The 17371-nt window shown below is 66.3% G+C and carries 14 protein-coding genes; 8 read left to right on the plus strand and 6 right to left on the minus strand.

What is annotated here, in order from left to right:
- Positions 1 to 35: 35 nt before the first annotated feature.
- From IE122_RS06495 to zwf, 5 genes are all read right to left on the minus strand, one after another.
- Positions 36 to 2822 (minus strand): phosphoenolpyruvate carboxylase, encoded by a 2787-nt coding sequence (locus IE122_RS06495; protein ID WP_189620554.1) that lies wholly within the window; start codon positions 2820 to 2822, stop codon positions 36 to 38.
- A complete protein-coding gene (gene eda, locus IE122_RS06500; RefSeq protein ID WP_189620309.1) occupies positions 2819 to 3460 on the minus strand; it encodes a bifunctional 4-hydroxy-2-oxoglutarate aldolase/2-dehydro-3-deoxy-phosphogluconate aldolase in 642 nt (213 codons plus the stop codon). The genes IE122_RS06495 and eda overlap by 4 nt, the downstream gene beginning before the upstream one ends.
- A complete protein-coding gene (locus IE122_RS06505) occupies positions 3457 to 4479 on the minus strand; it encodes a glucokinase (protein ID WP_189620310.1) in 1023 nt (340 codons plus the stop codon). Before IE122_RS06505 ends, eda begins: the two co-directional genes overlap by 4 nt.
- Positions 4476 to 6302 (minus strand): phosphogluconate dehydratase, encoded by a 1827-nt coding sequence (gene edd, locus IE122_RS06510; RefSeq protein ID WP_189620311.1) that lies wholly within the window; start codon positions 6300 to 6302, stop codon positions 4476 to 4478. The genes IE122_RS06505 and edd overlap by 4 nt, the downstream gene beginning before the upstream one ends.
- A gap of 82 nt (positions 6303 to 6384) precedes the next feature.
- The gene (gene zwf / locus IE122_RS06515) at positions 6385 to 7827 is read right to left on the minus strand and encodes a glucose-6-phosphate dehydrogenase (protein ID WP_189620312.1); all 1443 of its coding nucleotides are present in this window, start codon (positions 7825 to 7827) and stop codon (positions 6385 to 6387) included.
- A 257-nt stretch (positions 7828 to 8084) separates the two neighbouring features.
- On the opposite strand from zwf, the gene IE122_RS06520 reads away from it, so the two are divergent.
- Complete coding sequence (locus IE122_RS06520; RefSeq protein WP_189620534.1) at positions 8085 to 9080, plus strand: sensor histidine kinase; 996 nt, start codon at positions 8085 to 8087, stop codon at positions 9078 to 9080.
- Between the two features lie 378 nt (positions 9081 to 9458).
- On the opposite strand, the gene IE122_RS06525 is transcribed toward IE122_RS06520, so the two are convergent.
- A complete protein-coding gene (locus IE122_RS06525) occupies positions 9459 to 10898 on the minus strand; it encodes an OprO/OprP family phosphate-selective porin (protein WP_189620313.1) in 1440 nt (479 codons plus the stop codon).
- 212 nt (positions 10899 to 11110) lie between these two features.
- Here IE122_RS06525 and IE122_RS06530 point away from each other — a divergent pair, with 212 nt between their 5' ends.
- From IE122_RS06530 to IE122_RS06560, 7 genes are read left to right on the plus strand one after another with little or no spacing between them, the layout of a single operon-like run.
- Positions 11111 to 12157: a substrate-binding domain-containing protein gene (locus IE122_RS06530; RefSeq protein WP_189620314.1), complete on the plus strand. Its 1047-nt coding sequence runs from the start codon at positions 11111 to 11113 to the stop codon at positions 12155 to 12157.
- 30 nt (positions 12158 to 12187) lie between these two features.
- A complete protein-coding gene (pstC, locus tag IE122_RS06535; RefSeq protein ID WP_189620315.1) occupies positions 12188 to 13561 on the plus strand; it encodes a phosphate ABC transporter permease subunit PstC in 1374 nt (457 codons plus the stop codon).
- Entirely contained in the window at positions 13554 to 14441 is an 888-nt protein-coding gene (gene pstA, locus IE122_RS06540; RefSeq protein WP_189620316.1) for a phosphate ABC transporter permease PstA, read from the plus strand. Before pstC ends, pstA begins: the two co-directional genes overlap by 8 nt.
- A 4-nt stretch (positions 14442 to 14445) precedes the next feature.
- Complete coding sequence (gene pstB, locus IE122_RS06545) at positions 14446 to 15207, plus strand: phosphate ABC transporter ATP-binding protein PstB (RefSeq protein WP_189620317.1); 762 nt, start codon at positions 14446 to 14448, stop codon at positions 15205 to 15207.
- A gap of 32 nt (positions 15208 to 15239) precedes the next feature.
- The gene (gene phoU / locus IE122_RS06550) at positions 15240 to 15938 is read left to right on the plus strand and encodes a phosphate signaling complex protein PhoU (RefSeq protein WP_189620318.1); all 699 of its coding nucleotides are present in this window, start codon (positions 15240 to 15242) and stop codon (positions 15936 to 15938) included.
- Positions 15935 to 16621, plus strand: a complete 687-nt coding sequence (gene phoB, locus IE122_RS06555) for a phosphate regulon transcriptional regulator PhoB (RefSeq protein WP_189620319.1) — start codon at positions 15935 to 15937, stop codon at positions 16619 to 16621. The genes phoU and phoB overlap by 4 nt, the downstream gene beginning before the upstream one ends.
- 26 nt (positions 16622 to 16647) lie before the next feature.
- The gene (locus IE122_RS06560; protein ID WP_189620320.1) at positions 16648 to 17289 is read left to right on the plus strand and encodes a trimeric intracellular cation channel family protein; all 642 of its coding nucleotides are present in this window, start codon (positions 16648 to 16650) and stop codon (positions 17287 to 17289) included.
- Positions 17290 to 17371 lie beyond the last annotated feature (82 nt).

Genomic DNA, 17371 nt, shown 5'->3' on the forward strand with positions numbered 1-17371 from the left:
CCTATGTGGGGCAAGTCCATGGGGGCGAAGGGGTGTTACCCGTGCGCGCCGAACTCGTTGGCGATGGCGGTGGTGATGCGCAGGCACAGGGCGTTGCTGCGCGCGATCGGATCGATGAAATCGGCATGGATGCGGCCGTATCCGGTGGCGTGGGAATCGGGATAGTCGCTTGGCTCGTCCACGCTGAAATCGTCGATCGACGGGAAGTGGACGGGGAAGGCGCGGCGTAACTGGGCCAAGCCATCGTCCACCCGCAGCGAGAAGAACATCTCCAGCACGTCCTCCCGGCTGATGTCGTTCGCGCGGCTGAAGCTTGGCACCATCACCGTGCGCAGGAACATGTGCTGGTAGAGTGCCAGCCGCAGCGCCTGCAGCACGCCCATCGAGCGGCGGGTATGCTCGCGATCGGCGGGGGGGCTCTCGTCCGGGATCAGGTCGAACAACTGGTGCAGCTTGAGCGCGTCGATCCTGAGGCGCGAGACGAGGCGGCGGAACACCCCCGTGCGATCATCGCCGGTCAGGTACTCGGCCAGCTTCTGGCAGGCGTCGGAAATGTGCTGCTCGTCGCCGCGGTAGGGGCGGCTGGCCCAGTAGGCGGAATTGAACAGTTCGCCGAAGGCCGCCATGGTCTTGATCGAGGCGACCGCGTTGGCGGCGCGGACCAGCCGGATGATCTGGCGGCCGCGCGCGGATTCGCGCAGCATGTGGGCCAGTTCCTCGCGATTGCCGTCCGCCGCCGTGCCGACGCCCGCGATCACGTTCACCGGATAACCCAGTTGCTGCAGGATCGCGTTGTGCGGAATGGCGCGGATCTGGCGCAGGCTCATCGTCCGGTCGGCCGCGATATCGGACTGCCGCCGCGATTTGCGGCTGCCGGTATCGTTCAGCAGACCCAGCCCGAAAGCGGTGATGGCGCGCGAATAGGTGCGGCTTTCGAGATGGGCGTGCTGGACGCCCCGGATGGCGCGGTAGTAATCAAGGCTGAGATCGGTGCGGCGATAGAACAGGTCGGTCGGCGCGTTGACATCGGCGCTCCACAGCGGCTCCTCGACCATGCGGGTGATCGTCGCCAGCGCCAGTTCGTCCGATCCGAACCACAAGTAGCCATCGCCGCCCTGGAACGATACCTCGGGCTCCAGCCGGATGCCGGCGCGCAGGAAGCGGCGGCGGGCCCAAGGCGAAAGCGGCCAGGCGAAGCGATCGGACAGGCTGGACGGGTGGGCCCCGCGCCCCATCGATTCGCCGTGGGTGTTGAAGATCAGCGCCGACACGTCGGTCAGCCCGGCACCGACCATCGCTTCGGACAGACGGCCCTGCAGGCGTTCGATCGCGAGGCTGGCGGGGATCTGGCCGACGAAGCGGCCGGCGTCGGAAAAGCCGGTCTGGATCGATACGCGGCCGCGCCGCTTGGCATATTCGCGATAGGCCGGTTCGGCGAGGACTGCCTCCAGGAAGCGGCCACCGTGTTCCAGCGCGCTTTCGGTTTCGAACAGCGGCGATACGTCGACCTTGTCGGAGATGCCGAACATCCGCGCGAAATAGAGCGCGGCAAGGATCGTCGTCGGCTCCTCGCATTCGGCCACCAGCATGCGGATCGGCGCATCGGCATCGATGTGGCCAAGGATCTGGGCCATCGCCAGGAACTGGCGCACGGCCGTGCTGTTCTCGATCGCCAGCGCCGCGAAGTTGGAGCGCAGCGGCTTCACTTCGGCCAGCAACTCGCGCATCCGCACCAGCGCGGCCTGGCTGGCAAGGTTGAGCGTGCCGTCCGGATCGATGCGGCGGCGGATCGCGTTCTGGAGCTGGGATGAGTTTACCCGGAAATGTATCCACCCCATGCCCAGCCCATCGGCCCGCATCGCGGCGGCGATCACCAGCAGGGCGCGGGCGACCTCCGGCCCGCCGTGGCGCGCTTCCTCCTCCAGCTCGGCGATCACACCGGTCAGGCTGGTGAGCTTGTCCGGATGGGCGGCGGTCAAAGCATTGGCGGCGGCGGACAGCGCTTCGGGCGCAGCCAGATCGCCGGCGAACAACGTGGCCATTTCGGCAGTATGCGCGTGCGCCCGTTCCAGGCGGGTGGCGATTTCCGGCTCGATCGGCTTCAGCGCGGCGGCATAGCCCGCCAGCCGCATTGCCTTTTCCTCAAGCCGGTAGCGGATGGAGGTGGACCACGAGATATCGGTGCGCCCGTCCATGTCGTAACCCACCCAGTGGGCGAAGCGCACCGGCATCGGTTGCAGGCTTTTCCAGCGCTTGGGAAAGCGGGCGGCGGCGATGGAGAACAGCCGTTCGTTGATCCGGTCGCGCGCCTTCTGGCCCCGGGCGATCGCCGCCATCGCGGCGGCATGCTCGTAATCGAGAGTAATGGTGTCCCGCGCGGGCGAGGCGGCGCAGACGGTGGCTTCTGCAAAGTCCCCGCTGGACGCGGCGTGCGTTACCGCTTCGGACTGTGCGGCGGAGAGCAGGAAGGTCGGGTGCGCGGTGAACACCACGTGCGCGGCGGGCCGCTGCCAGCGCACCGCAAACGCGGTGAAGTCGTCCTCGTCGGCCGCAGCGTCGATCCGGGCATCGTTGTCGGCCGGGGGCATCGGATGGACCAGCCGGTCGAGCCGCGCGGCGCGCACGCGCAGGCCCTCGCACTCCAGCTCGGAGACCAGCGATTCCACCGCATCCAGCCCCATCTCGCCGCTTTCCAGCTTGCGCGACAGTTCCAGGCCAAGCTGGAACACCGGGTTGTACGTCGGGGTCTGCGCTGTCAGCTTGTGCAGTTCCTGCAACCGCGCGTCGAGACCGGCGATGGTGTGGAGTTCAGGTCCGTTCACAGCGCCTTTTCCTTGTCCAGCAGTTGCGCGGCCAGCCGGGCATCGGCCTCGATCCGGGCGATGTCCGGTTTGCCCTTGGGCACCATCCAGCTCCCCCCCACGCAGATCACCGCGTCGAGCGCCAGCCATTCGGGGGCATTGGCGGGGGTGATGCCGCCGGTGGGGCAGAACCGCAGTTGCCCGAAGGCGCTGGCAATCGCCTTGAGCGCCGGGACGCCGCCGTTCGCCATGGCGGGGAAGAACTTGAGCCGTGACAGGCCCAGGTCCAGCGCCAGCATCATGTCGCTGGCATTGGCGGTGCCCGGAAGATAGGGCACTCCGCTCTCCACCGCCGCCTGGCCCAGTGCCGGGGTCAGGCCGGGGGACACGATGAACTCCGCCCCGGCATCCAGCGCCCGCGCCAGGTCATCCGGGTTCAACACCGTCCCGGCACCCACCACCGCGCCGGGCACCTGCTTCATCGCCTTGATCGCATCGATCGCGCAGGGCGTGCGCAGGGTGACCTCCAGCGCGGGCAGGCCACCCGCGACCAGCGCCTCGGCAATCGGCAGCGCATGGTCCGGATCCTCTATCACCAGCACCGGGATGACCGGAGCAAGCCGCATCACCCTTTCGACTGACCGGGCAAGATCGTTCATGGCAGGTGTTCCCTGGCAAACGCAGCGGCGGCTCCGAACAGGCCGGGCTGCGGGTGGATGATGAGTTTGACCGGGATCGCCGCCATCAGCGCGGCGAAGCGGCCCTTGGCGCAAAAGCGTTCGGCAAAGCCGGAGGCGAGGATCGTCTCGCGGATGCGATAGCCAAGGCCGCCGGCGATGACGACCGCGCCGGCCCCCTGCGCCAGCGCATAATCGCCCGCCGCGCTGCCCAGCGACAGGCAGAAGCGGTCGATCGCGGCGCTGGCCAGCGGGTCGGTGCCCTCGGCCCCGGACTGCCAGATGCCGATGTCCGCCAGGTCTTGCAGCGCCTTGCCCTCGATCGCGCCAAGGGTCTGGTAGATATCGACGATGGCGGGCCCCGATACCACCCGCTCCACCGAAACGCGCGTGTGCCGCGAGCGCAAGCGCGCCAGGATCGCATCGTCGATGGCGTCGATCGGGGCGAAATCGATGTGGCCACCCTCGGTCGCCTGGACGTGGTAGTGGCCGTCCACCCGCAGCAGATGGGCAACGCCCAGGCCGGTGCCGGGGCCGATCACGCTGATCGTGCCGCTTTCGGGCAGCGGCGCATCGGGCCCGGTCAGGTGCACGAAATCGTCCGGCCCCGCGCGCGCTACGGCATGGGCGACGGCGGCGAAATCGTTGACCAGCGTCTGCCGGGCACAGCCGAGCCGCGCGCCGATCGCATCGGGGCGGATGATCCACGGGTTGTTGGTGAAGCGAATGACCACGCCGCCGACCGGCCCGGCGATCGACATCGCCACGGCATCGGGCAGCGCCCCGCCGCTGCGCACGCGAAACTCTTCCCAGGCGCTTTCGAAGGTCACATGATCGCGGGTGTGGAGGGTAACCGGTTCGTCCAACCGGATCGCGCCATCGGCGGCGATCTTGGCGCACGCGAAGCGGGCGTGCGTCCCGCCGATATCCACCGCGACCAACTCGGTCACGCCCGCGATGGCGGTGGGCAGCGTTGCGTCCTGGGCGATAGCGCTCGTCATAGCCCCGCAGCCTCCAGCATGGCCGAGCCGCCCTGTTCGGCCCCGCCCGCGCCCAGCCGGAACATCGCGAACAGCTCCCGCCCCATGCCGACGTCCGCCACCGGTGCCGGTGCCGGATCGCGGGCGGACAGGTCGGCGGTGGTGGACAGCGTTCCGTCCTCGGCCGAAAGCCGCACGATATCGCCATCGCGCAGATAGGCGAGCGGGCCGGGCTTGCCGTCCTTGGCCAGCGCTTCGGGGGTGACGTGGATGGCGGCGGGAACCTTGCCGCTGGCTCCCGACATGCGCCCGTCCGTGACAAGGGCGACCCTGAAGCCGCGATCCTGCAGCACCCCGAGCGGCGGGGTCAGCTTGTGCAGTTCGGGCATGCCGTTCGCACGGGGGCCCTGGAAGCGGACGACGACGACCACGTCGCGATCCAGTTCGCCCGCCTTGAAGGCGGCGGTCACGCTTTCCTGATCGTCGAACACGCGGGCCGGGGCCTCGATCGTCCAGCGGCCGGGATCGACTGCGCTGGTCTTGAATGTCGCCCGGCCGAGATTGCCTTGCACCAGCCGCATCCCGCCATCGGCCAGGAACGGATGCGCCACGGTGCGCAGCATCGTGTCATCGCCGCTGGTCTTGGGGGCGGGTCGCCAGGCCAGCGTGGCGTCTTCCAGGAACGGCTCCTGCGCGTAAGCGGCCATGCCATGCTCCGCCACGGTCAGCACATCGCCGTGGATCAACCCGGCACCGAGCAGTTCGTGCACCACCCAGGCCATGCCGCCTGCGGCGTGGAAGTGGTTCACGTCGCCAGACCCGTTGGGATAGACTCGCGCGATCAGCGGAACGGCGGCGGACAGTTCATCGAGATCCTCCCAGTCGAGCAGGATCCCGGCGGCGCGCGCCATCGCGGGCAGGTGAATGGCGTGGTTGGTCGATCCGCCGGTGGCCAGCAGGCCGACGCAGGCATTGACGATGGCCTTGGCGTCCACCACTTGCGCCATCGGCCGGTAATCGTGGCCCTTGCGCCCGATCTGCGCCAAGCGGTGGACGGCGGCGCGGGTTATCTCGTTGCGCAGCGGTGTATCGGGCGGGACGAAGGCGGCTCCGGGGATGTGCAGCCCCATCAGTTCCATCATCATCTGGTTGGAGTTGGCGGTGCCGTAAAAGGTGCAGGTGCCGGCCGAATGATAGCTGGCGCTTTCGCTCGCCAGCAGTTCCTCGCGGCTGGCCTTGCCTTCGGCGTAAAGCTGGCGGACCTGCTGCTTTTCCTTGTTGGAGATGCCGCTGGGCATCGGCCCCGAAGGCACGAAGATCGCGGGCAGATGCCCGAACCTCAGCGCGCCGATCACCAGCCCCGGCACGATCTTGTCGCAGATGCCGAGCAGCGCCATGCCGTCGAACATCGCGTGGCTCATCGCGATGGCGGTCGACATGGCGATGGCATCGCGGCTGAACAGCGACAGCTCCATGCCCGCAAACCCTTGCGTCACCCCGTCGCACATCGCCGGGACGCCGCCCGCAACCTGTGCGGTCGCGCGCACTTCGCGCGCCCACAGCTTCATCCGTTCGGGATAGCGGCCATAGGGCTGATGCGCGGAAAGCATGTCGTTGTAAGCGGTAACCAGGGCGATGTTGGGGCCGCGCATGCCGGCGATGGCCGCCTTGTCGGGCCCGGCGGCGGCGAACCCGTGCGCCAGGTTGGAGCACGACAGAAACCCGCGATCGGCATGGCGATCCGCCTCGCGCGCGATCATGCCGAGATAGCGCGCGCGCGAATCCTTCGAGCGTGTCTCGATCCGCTCGGTCACGCGCAGCACGGCTGGGGCGGTTTGGCTCATGCGATTACTCCTGCGGCAACGCGATAGGCGGGCCCGCCGCCGGGCCTTGGTTGGGCGTGTCGGGCATAACCCCCGATCCGCGTCATTCGTGCCAGCTTATGCCGTCACGTTCGGCCAGCGCGATGGCGGCCGAAGGGCCCCAACTGCCGGCGGTATAGGTCCTGGCTTCCAGTTGCTGCTCGGCCCACAGCGCGCGGATCGCATCGATCCACGTCCACTGGGCTTCCACCTCGTCGCGCCGGACGAACAGCGTCTGGTCACCCTCGATCAGATCGAGCAGCAGCCGTTCGTAAGCGATACGGCGCTGCGGCCCGGCGAAAGCGTCGGGCATGGTAATGGCGAGCGGAACGCTGCGCAGCGCGAAGCCGTTGCGATCGAGCCCCGGCACCTTGGCCATCAGCGACAGGGTGATGTTCTCTTCGGGCTGGATGCCGATGACCAGCAGGTTCGGCACCGTGCGCGCGCCGCGCCCGGAAAAGATCGAGTGCGGCACCTGGCGGAACTGGACCACGATCTCGGTCGTGCGGCGGGGCATGCGCTTGCCGGTGCGCAAGTAGAACGGCACGCCCTTCCAGCGCCAGTTATCGATATGTGCTTTGATGGCGACGAAGGTTTCGGTGTTCGAGGGCTTGCCCAGCTCCTCGTCGTAGCCCGGCACCGCCTGCCCGGCGATGGCACCGGCACGATACTGCCCGATCACGGTTTCCCCGTCGGCAACGGCCCGCAGCGATCGCAGCACCTTGACCTTTTCGTCACGCACGTTGGTGGCATCGTAAGAGACCGGCGGCTCCATCGCCAGCAGCGCCAGCAACTGGAGCATATGGTTCTGCACCATATCGCGCAGCGCGCCGGAATCGTCGTAGTAGCCGACCCGCGATTCCAGCCCGACCGTCTCGGACACAGTGATCTGGACATGATCGATGTGGGCAGCGTTCCACAACGGTTCGAACAGCAGGTTGCCGAACCGCAGCGCCAGCAGGTTCTGGACGGTTTCCTTGCCGAGGTAATGATCGATCCGGAAGATGCGGTCTTCCGGGAAGGCAGAGGCGACCGCGTCGTTGATATGCTTGCTGCTTTCCAGGTCGGTGCCGAGCGGCTTTTCCAACCCGATCCGGCAACGCTCGTTCGCCAGGCCGCTAGCGGCGAGGCCGCGGATGGTCGGCTCGAACAGGCTGGGGGCGGTGGACAGGAAGATGGACAGGCCCTGTTCGGGCTTCCCCACCTTTTCGGCCAGCGCGGCAAAGCCGCTGGGATCGGTGGCGTCGAGCGGCTGGTAGGTCAGCCGATTGAGGAAGGTCGCCAGCCCGCCGCGCCGTTCGGCGGGGAGGAATTGCTCCAGCGACTGGCGGGCGAAGGCGCGGAAACCCTGATCGTCCATCTCCGACCGCGCGGTGCCGATGATCTCTATCTGCGGATCGAGCAGCCCTTCGGCGTTGAGCGCGCAGAGCGAAGGCAGCAGCATGCGCCGCGACAGATCACCGGTGGCGCCGAACAGCAACAGACGGTTCGATGTGAACTTGACCACGGAGTGCCCTTCCTAGGCAGGCGCAAAACTGCCGATGCAATCGTTTTCATGCAGTCTGGAGATAGCATTGGTAACTTACCCGCGACGCGCTCGCAAGTGCAGCAAACAGCCGGGCGTGCCCGGCGCGATTTTTCTGCCGGATCGTCATATTGCTGTCGTAATTAAGTGCTTGGCGCTGAGAGGGGTTCGGCTGCGTTTTGCGCAGGGGATTACCCCGAAGTCACCCTACCCGAAGCGAATGCGAAAGTTGCGCGATGATGGCCACCGATGGCGTTCACCTGCTGGAACATATCAAGACGCCGGCGATGGTGGTCGCGCGCGGACAGGTGCGCTTCGCCAACAGCGCCGCCACGGCGCTGTTGGGCGCGCATATCATCGGCCAGGATGTGCGCATCGCCATCCGTGATCCTAAGGCAGTCGCCGCGATCCTCAGCGAAGAGGGCGGCACGGCGCGGATATCCGGGCTGGCGGTGGGCGGCAGCCTGTGGGAGGTCGATTGCCGGGTGCTGGGCGACGGCAGTCGGCTGGTCAGCCTCTACGATCTGTCCGAACGAGTCAGCGTCGCCAAGTCGCACGCCGATTTTGTCGCTAACGCCAGCCATGAACTGCGCACGCCGCTGGCCAATGTCATCGGCTACGTCGAAACGCTGATGAACCCCAAGGCCGGCGGTGACGAAGCCCTGCGCGAACGCTTCCTCGGCACGATCCGGCACGAGGCGCAGCGCATGCAGGCGCTTATTTCGGACCTCATGTCGCTCTCGCGGATCGAGGCGGTCAAGCATGAAGTGCCGGCCGATCTGGTCGATCTGGTGCCGCTGGCGCGCGAGGTGGTCGGCGAATTCCGCGACGGCTCGCACGTTACCCTTCACACCAACTGCGACAGCGCGCCGCTTTCGGGCGATCGCGGGCAACTGGCACAGGTGCTGCGCAACCTGATCGACAATGCCCTGAAATATGGCGGCCCTGACGGCCCGGTGGAGGTTTCGATCGAAGCGGCGCAGACCGGCTGGGTGCTGGTCTGCGTGCGCGATCACGGCGAAGGCATCGCCCCGGAGCATCTCCCCCGCATCACCGAACGCTTCTACCGCGCCGACGCCAGCCGCAGCCGGGCCGCCGGCGGCACCGGGCTGGGGCTGTCAATCGTCAAGCACATCGTCGAACGCCATCGCGGCCGGTTCGATATTGAAAGCCGGCTGGGCAACGGCACCTCCGCCTCGCTGATGCTGCCGCTTCGCGACGGGCCCGCGGGCTGAGGCGGTGGGGGTGGACGTTTAGGCCGTTTCGATTGAACGATCGGTTCCGGGGGTGCCCAAGGCTGGCTATGGACCAGAAAAGTTGTGGCAAGCGGGATCAATCTGCGGCGCGAGCGCCGTAACAGTAACTTCCGCGCGTTTCCCAACGGCCGCCCGCATCGAGGCAGGAATCGGTGTCAACGTAATACCGTGCCCCCCAGCCCAGGAGCAGGCCAAATGTCCCCGCAACGATTATTCTCCAGCCCATTTTCGACTTCTGAACAAAGTCGCCAACGACAGCAAGCTGGCGTGTCCGGAAATCAGGTTTTGGCTGAAGCGCACCGATAACGGGGTAACCCATCGGCAGGACTCGTCGTCCACCTGACGCAGCGCCCCCGATCAGAAGTCCAGTTCGAACCGGGTGCCCACCACGTTCGCGTCATAGCTGCGCTTGCCCGAAGGCAGGGCGACGGCGTTGTCGTAGCTCATCAGCGCGTAGTTCACGTTGAAGCGCAGATACTGGATCGGTGACCACACCAGCGCGGCGATATAGCCGTTCTGCTTGCCGCCTACGATGTCGCGGTCGTCGAGGTCGAGGTAGTCGTAGCGCAGCGCGACCTGGATCGATCCCATGCCGCCGCCGCCCATCGGATGGGCCGGCGCGTTGTTCACGAAGATCCCGCCCTTGTATCCGCGCGTATCGCCCGAGGTGAGGAACGCGCCGACCTCGGCATAGCCGCCGCGGAAGTTCAGCGTGGGGCCGGTCACGCGGTTGGGGCGCATCACGTGGAATTCGCCGACGCCCCAGAACGGGCCCGACAACGCTGCCACTTCGACGCCGTAGTTGAGTTCGGTATCCACCTTGAGCCCCGCCGTGCCGATCAGGCGGGTGTTGGAACCGTGGATGTAAGGGCGCTGGCGATACTGGGTGGCCGATTCGTCAAGCCGCCCCAGCCGCCGCCAGTGTGCCGATGCGCCGAAGTGGAACTGGGTATTCCCCCACTTGGGCGCATAGACCAGCCGGCCGTCGAAGCTGTAGCTGTTGTTCTCGTCGCCGCCCTTCACGCCATCGGAACTGTTCGCAAGATCACCGATGGAGTCGGTGAACACGCCACCCTGGACGATGATCGGCCCCTTGGCATACTGGACCTGTACGCCCAGCCGGCGCTCGAAGTTGAAGGCATCGGTAAAGGCGGCGCGCTCCATCACGCTGCCCGAGGTGTCGCCGGTCAGCTCGTCGAGCGACCAGGCGGGATTCTGGTTGCCCAACTGCACCAGCCAAGAGCCCTTGCGGTAAGTGACGAAGGTATCGACCAGATCGACCGAGTTGTCGGACAGTTCCAGTTCCAGCTTGTAGCCGAAGCCTGCGCCCAGGCTGCCTTCGCCGCCCAGCCGGATGCGGCGCATCTCGCTGCTGAAGCCAAGGCCTCGGTCCTGAAGCGCGCCGGGAGCGGAGACGTAGCTCGCGTCGGCCTGGATGCGGCCCTTGACCTTGAACGCCTTGTCATCCTGCGTGAACTGCGGGCTGCCCTTCCAGCCGATGGCGACGGCTGGCTTGGCGTTCTTTGCGGCATCGGCCGTCTTCTGGGCGGCCTGGGCAAGCTGCTGGGCCTGCTGCGCGGCATCGTTAGCGGCGCTGGCCGAAGCCTCGGTAGTACCGATGCGGCTTTCGGTCGTGCCGATTCGCGCTTCGATCGCTTCCAGGCGCGCCTTGAGGGCCTGGATCTCGGCGCGCAGTGCGGCATTTTCCTTTTCGGCCGGCGTCGCCCCTGCCCACGCGACGGGTGCGCTGACGAAAAAGCTTGAAACGATTGCCGTGCTGGCCAGCAAGCTGCGCATGGGGTAGTGCTCCGATCAATCGCAATCTGTGTCGAAAGATTGCTGTTGGGCACGCCCGATATGGCCGTTGTATGACGGTTGCGTGACATTTATGACATTTGCGACTGATTTTTGACAATTTCCCGGCAACTGGCGAATGTCACACGCTTGTCATGGAAATGTCATCAACTCCCAATAGGGCGCTGTTCAAACAAGCCCAAGGGGTGATGACAATGAAGATCAATGCGACAATCGTTCTGGCTGCGGTTTCCACGCTGGCCCTGACCGCCTGCGGTGGCTCGGGCGGTTCGTCCGGCGGCGCGCGCGACTATATCCACGCGGTCGGCTCTTCCACGGTCTATCCGTTCGCGACTGCGGTTGCCGAAGCTTACGCCAAGGCGGGCGGCGGCAAGTCCCCGGTGATCGAATCGACCGGCACCGGCGCGGGCATGAAGCTGTTCTGCGGCGGCGTCGGCGCTTCGTTCCCGGATGTCGAGAACGCCTCGCGCCGGATCAAGAAGTCCGAGTTCGAGGATTGCCAGAAGAACGGCGTCAAGGAGATCGTCGAAGTCCAGGTCGGCATCGATGGCATCGCTTTCGCCGAAGCCAAGACGGGCCCCGGCTTCAAGCTGACCCCGGTGGACATCTACAAGGCGCTGGCGGCCAACCCGTTCGGCAAGCCCAACACGGCCAAGACCTGGGCCGACGTGAACCCCTCGCTGCCTGCTGAACCCATCCTTGTCTACGGCCCCCCGTCGACCTCGGGGACGCGCGATGCGCTCAAGGAACTGATCCTTGAAGCCGGCTGCAAGACCGATCCGGCCATGGAAGCGCTCAAGAAGAGCGACGAGGACAAGTACAAGGCGACCTGCCAGGACATCCGCGAGGATGGTCCCTATGTCGATGCCGGCGAGAACGACAATCTCATCGTCCAGAAGATTTCGCAGAACCCCAAGGCGATCGGCGTGTTCGGCTACTCGTTCCTTGAATCGAACCCGGACAGCCTTATCGGCATTCCGCTCAACAACGTCGTCCCGACATATGCCTCGATCTCGGACTTCTCCTATCCGGGTGCCCGTCCGCTGTACATCTACGTGAAAAAGCAGCACCTCGGACCGATCAAGGGCCTGCAGGACTACGTCAACGAATGGGCGAAGGCCTGGGGGCCGACCGGCTATCTCAAGGCCAAGGGCATGGTGATCGCGCCGGCCGACGTTCAGGCCAAGTCGGCCGAGATCGTCAAGTCGATGACCGCGCTCGATCCCTCGACGCTGAAGTAAGTCTGCCGGAAAGCCGCAAGAGCACCCCGCATGATCCTGAGCGCAGTTCTTCTGGCCGTTCTGGCCCTGGGCCTGGCCGGCTGGACTTTCGCCCGGAACAAGGCGCGGTTGCTCTATGCCGGGCGCGGCTCGATGCATTCGATGCCGGTCTATCACGGCTGGCACTTCGCGCTGTGGATCGTACTGCCCGGGCTGCTCGCCTGGGGAGTATGGTCGGTAGCGATGCCGACGCTGGTAAACGGATCGATCCTTGCCGATCCTGCCGCCGCCGCGCTGCCGGCCGACGATATGCAGCGCGCCGCGATCCTGTCCGAAGCGCGGGCGATTGCGGCCGATCCTTCGGTGTTCGCGTTCGATCCGCTGTCTGCGCGGCTGGCCGATCCGATCCGCGTCGCAGAAGGCAAGTGGGGCACGATCGGGGCCCTGCTGGTCTTGATCTGCGCGCTGGCCGGCGGTGCCCACGCCTGGACCCGCGTGCGCGCCGGGTTTCCCGCCCGGACCCGGGTGGAACGGGTGGTGATGGCCGTCCTGCTGGTGGTATCGCTGATGGCGATCCTGACAACGGTGGGCATTATCGGTTCGTTGGTGTTCGAAGCCGGGCTGTTCTTCAAGGACGTCTCTCCCCTCGCGTTCCTGACCGGAACGCACTGGTCGCCCGCCAATGCCCACGGCGGCGATATTTCCGCCAATTTCGGCGCGGTGCCGCTGTTCTGGGGGACGATCTACATCGGCGCGATCATTGCCATGTTCGTGGCGATCCCGCTGGGCCTGATGAGCGCGATCTATCTGACCCAGTACGCCACCCGTCGGGTGCGCGGCTGGTTCAAGCCGCTGCTCGAAATCCTCGCCGGGGTGCCGACCGTGGTCTACGGCTATTTCGCCGCGCTGACGGTGGCACCCAAGGTGCGCGATTTCGCGGCGTGGATCGGCATGAATAACCCGTCCACCGAAAGCGCGCTTGCGGCGGGGCTGGTGATGGGGGTGATGATCATCCCCTTCGTCTCCTCCATGGCGGACGACAGCCTGGCCGCCGTGCCCCGCTCGATGAGCGACGGCAGCCTGGCGCTGGGCGCGACCCGGTCGGAAACGATCAAGAAAGTGCTGCTGCCCGCCGCGCTGCCCGGTATCGTTGCGGGCGTCATGCTGGCGATCAGCCGCGCCATCGGCGAAACCATGATCGTGGTCATGGCCGCCGGCGCTTCGGCCAATCTGTCGGCCAACCCCTTCGCCTCGATGACCACGGTGACCTATCAGATCGTCCAGATGCTGACCGGCGACCAGGAATTCAACAACCCCAAGACGCTGTCCGCCTTCGCGCTGGGGCTGGTGCTGTTCGTCGTCACCCTGATCCTCAACATCATCGCGCTGCGCGTGGTGAAGCGCTTCCGGGAAGCTTATGAGTAATCCCCGCTGGCAGACCCCGGCGGCGCTGCGCCGCATCGCCCGGCGCAACGCGGCCGAACGCCGGTTCCGGCTGCTGGGGCTGGGTGCCATCGCCCTCTCGCTTGGCTTCCTGGCGCTGCTGCTGGTCATCATGGCCAAGAACGGCCTTTCAGGGCTCAACTGGAGCTTCCTGTCGGGCTCGGACTCCACCGATCCGCACATGGCGGGCGTCTGGGGCGCGGCCAAGGGTTCGCTGCTGACGATGCTGGTGACGATCGCCATCGCCTTCCCGATGGGCGTGCTGGCCGCGCTCTATCTGGAAGAATTCGCGCCGCGCACCCGCTGGATCGAATGGGTCGAAGTGTCGATCAACAATCTGGCCGCGGTGCCTTCGATCATCTTCGGCCTGCTGGGGCTGGCGGTGTTCATCAATACGGCCGGGCTGCCGCGTTCCTCGCCGCTGGTCGGCGGATTGACGCTGGCGCTGATGACGATGCCGGTCATCGTCATTTCCGGGCGCAACGCGATCAAGGCGGTCCCGCCGTCGATCCGTGACGCCGCGCTGGCGGTGGGGGCCAGCAAGGTGCAGACGGTGTTCCACCACGTGTTGCCGCTGGCATTGCCGGGCATCCTCACCGGGACGATCATCGGCATGGCCCGCGCGCTGGGCGAAACCGCGCCGCTGCTGATGATCGGCATGCGCGCCTTCGTCGCCACCCCGCCGGGCGGGCTGACCGATCCGTCGAGCGTGCTGCCGATGCAGATTTTCCTGTGGTCGGATCAGATCGACACCGCCTTTGTCGAGAACACTTCGGCCGCCATCATCGTGCTGCTGATGTTCCTGATGGCGATGAACGGTCTGGCCATTTACCTTCGCAACAAATTCGAAGTCCGCTGGTAGGGACATGACTGACATCAAGCTTCAAGCGCGCAACGTCGACGTATACTACGGCCAGAAGAAGGCGATCGACAACGTGTCGATCGACATCGACAACGGCCTGGTGACGGCATTCATCGGCCCGTCGGGCTGCGGGAAATCCACCTTCCTGCGCTCGCTCAACCGGATGAACGATACGATCGCCGATGCCCGGGTGACCGGCGAGATCCTGCTCGACGGGGAGGATATCTACGCCGCCTCGATGGATCCGGTAGCGCTGCGGGCGCGGGTGGGGATGGTGTTCCAGAAGCCGAACCCGTTCCCCAAGTCGATCTACGAGAACATTGCCTATGGCCCCCGCATCCACGGGCTGGCCCAGGGCAAGGCCGATATGGACGTGATCGTCGAGAAATCGCTGACCCAGGCCGGGCTGTGGAACGAGGTGAAGGATCGCCTGAATGATCCCGGTACCGCGCTGTCCGGCGGGCAGCAGCAGCGCCTGTGCATCGCCCGGGCGGTTGCGGTCAGCCCCGAAGTGATCCTGATGGACGAGCCATGCTCCGCGCTCGACCCCATCGCCACCGCGCGGATCGAGGAATTGATCGACGACCTGCGCCAGACTTATGCCATTGTCATCGTCACCCACTCGATGCAGCAGGCCGCGCGCGTTTCGCAGCGTACCGCCTTCTTCCATCTGGGCGTGATGGTGGAATACGGCGAGACGAGCGAGATTTTCACCAATCCGCGCGAAGCTCGCACCAAGGACTATATCACCGGGCGCTACGGCTGAGGCCGGGCCCCGCGTAACAGGGACGTACAGCGATGGTGGATCATACCGTCAAGGCCTTCGACTCCGAGATCGCGCAGTTGCGCGGGCTTGTCGCCGAAATGGGTGGGCTGGCCGAAGTGGCGATCCGCGACGCGATCGCCGCGCTCGTCCGCCACGACGAGGAGCTGGCCCGGCAGGTCGTCGCCGCCGATGCCCGGCTCGATGCGCTGGAGGCGGAGGTGGACCGGCTGGCGGTGCGCACGATCGCCCTGCGCGCGCCGATGGCCGATGACCTGCGCGATGTGATCGCTGCGCTCAAGATTTCAGGCGTGGTCGAACGCATCGGTGATTACGCCAAGAACATCGCCAAGCGCGTCAACGCGCTGGAAGGGCGCAAGGAGATCGAGCCGGTCACTCTGGTGCCGGCGATGGCCGAGATTGCCGAGGGCATGGTCCGCGATGTGCTGAACGCCTATGGCTCGCGAGACGCGGTGCTGGCGGTCGAGGTGATCCGGCGCGATGCCAAGCTCGATCACTTCTACAACACTCTGTTCCGCTCGCTGCTGACGCACATGATGGAAAACCCGCAGACCATCACCAGCGCCGCGCAACTGCTGTTCATCGCCCGCAATCTCGAACGGATCGGCGATCATGCGACGAACGTCGCCGAGATGGTCTACTATGCCGCCACGGGCGAATATTGCTCGGTGCGGGACAGCCTGACGGATGACACGTCCGGAGACTTGGTATGAACCCATCGGTATTGGTCGTCGAGGACGACGTCGCGCTGTGCGAGCTGCTCACCTGGAACCTGTCGGCCGAGGGCTATGACGTGCGGTCGACCGGCGACGGCGAGGAGGCGCTGGTGATGGTGCGCGAGCAGATGCCCGATGCCATCATCCTGGACTGGATGATCGAGCATGTGCCCGGCATCGAGGTATGCCGCCGGCTGCGCAAGGACAAGGAAACCGCGCAGGTTCCGATCCTGATGCTAACCGCGCGCGGCGAGGAAGAGGACCGCATTCGCGGCCTCAAGACCGGCGCTGACGACTACGTGACCAAGCCGTTTTCCCCGCGCGAGCTGCTGGCCCGGATCGAGGCGCTGATGCGCCGGGCCCGGCCCTCGCTGGCGGGCGATGTGCTGGTGTTCGCCGATATCGAACTGGACGCCACCAGCCACCGCGTGCGCCGCGCCGGTGAGCCGCTGCACCTGGGGCCCACCGAGTTCCGGCTGCTGCGGTATTTCATGGAACGGCCCAACCGCGTGCTGTCGCGCCAGCAGATCCTCGACGGCGTCTGGGGCCTCGATTCCGAGATCGACGAGCGCACCGTCGATGTCCACATCCGCCGGCTGCGCAAGGCGATCAACCGCGATGGCGAGCTGGACCCGATCCGCACGGTGCGGGCATCGGGCTATGCGATGGACGTGACCTGACCGGCCATCTGCCGTAAGGGCGAGCGATGCTGCCGCCGCTCACGCCCGATCTTCCGCTGCACGCACTGGGCGAAGTGCTGCGCGCGCTCAACCTGCTGGGCCTGGCGCTGTTCGCGGTTTCGGGCGCGCTGGTGGCGGCACGGCAGCGGCTCGATATCGTCGCCGCGTGCTTCTTCGCGATCCTCGCGGCGACCGGCGGGGGCACCCTGCGCGATCTCCTGATCGGAGCCCCGGTGTTCTGGATGCACGATGCGCTGCCACTGGTGATCTGCCTGATCGTCGCGGCGGTGGTCTGGCCGATGCCGCTGCGCTGGTGGCCGACGGCCGCGCTCGACTGGTTCGACGCGGCGGGCCTTGCCGCCTATTCGGTCTACGGCACCGGCAAAGCGCTGGGCTATGGCATCCCCCCGCTGCCCGCCGCCGCGATGGGCGTCGTCACCGCCTGTGCTGGGGGCGTCCTGCGCGATGTGGTGGCGAACGTGCCCTCGATCCTGCTGCGCAACGAACTCTACATCACCGCCGCGATGCTGGCTGCCGGGACCTTTGCGGGACTGGTCTCGCTCGGCGTGCCGACGGGCATGGCTTCATGCACCGGCGCGGCAGCCGGCTTCGCCCTGCGCGGCGCGGCGATCCGCTGGAAGCTGACCTTGCCGTTCCGGCGGGAGTAAGCCTCAGGTGACAGGGCAATCGCATATGAGATTGCCTATCCGTATTCGTCACCCTGAACTCAGAAGGGTCCATCGTGCCGCC

The organism is Novosphingobium colocasiae, from assembly GCF_014652555.1.
GTDB lineage: Bacteria > Pseudomonadota > Alphaproteobacteria > Sphingomonadales > Sphingomonadaceae > Novosphingobium > Novosphingobium colocasiae.

Excerpts from the sequence above, each read along its gene's own strand:
- eda (WP_189620309.1), bottom strand. The coding sequence starts at position 3,460 with ATGAACGATCTTGCCCGGTCAGTCGAAAGGGTGATGCGGCTTGCTCCG.
- IE122_RS06505 (WP_189620310.1), bottom strand. The coding sequence starts at position 4,479 with ATGACGAGCGCTATCGCCCAGGACGCAACGCTGCCCACCGCCATCGCG.
- edd (WP_189620311.1), bottom strand. The coding sequence starts at position 6,302 with ATGAGCCAAACCGCCCCAGCCGTGCTGCGCGTGACCGAGCGGATCGAG.
- IE122_RS06520 (WP_189620534.1), top strand. The coding sequence starts at position 8,085 with ATGGCCACCGATGGCGTTCACCTGCTGGAACATATCAAGACGCCGGCG.
- IE122_RS06525 (WP_189620313.1), bottom strand. The coding sequence starts at position 10,898 with ATGCGCAGCTTGCTGGCCAGCACGGCAATCGTTTCAAGCTTTTTCGTC.
- IE122_RS06530 (WP_189620314.1), top strand. The coding sequence starts at position 11,111 with ATGAAGATCAATGCGACAATCGTTCTGGCTGCGGTTTCCACGCTGGCC.
- pstC (WP_189620315.1), top strand. The coding sequence starts at position 12,188 with ATGATCCTGAGCGCAGTTCTTCTGGCCGTTCTGGCCCTGGGCCTGGCC.
- pstA (WP_189620316.1), top strand. The coding sequence starts at position 13,554 with ATGAGTAATCCCCGCTGGCAGACCCCGGCGGCGCTGCGCCGCATCGCC.
- pstB (WP_189620317.1), top strand. The coding sequence starts at position 14,446 with ATGACTGACATCAAGCTTCAAGCGCGCAACGTCGACGTATACTACGGC.
- phoU (WP_189620318.1), top strand. The coding sequence starts at position 15,240 with ATGGTGGATCATACCGTCAAGGCCTTCGACTCCGAGATCGCGCAGTTG.
- phoB (WP_189620319.1), top strand. The coding sequence starts at position 15,935 with ATGAACCCATCGGTATTGGTCGTCGAGGACGACGTCGCGCTGTGCGAG.
- IE122_RS06560 (WP_189620320.1), top strand. The coding sequence starts at position 16,648 with ATGCTGCCGCCGCTCACGCCCGATCTTCCGCTGCACGCACTGGGCGAA.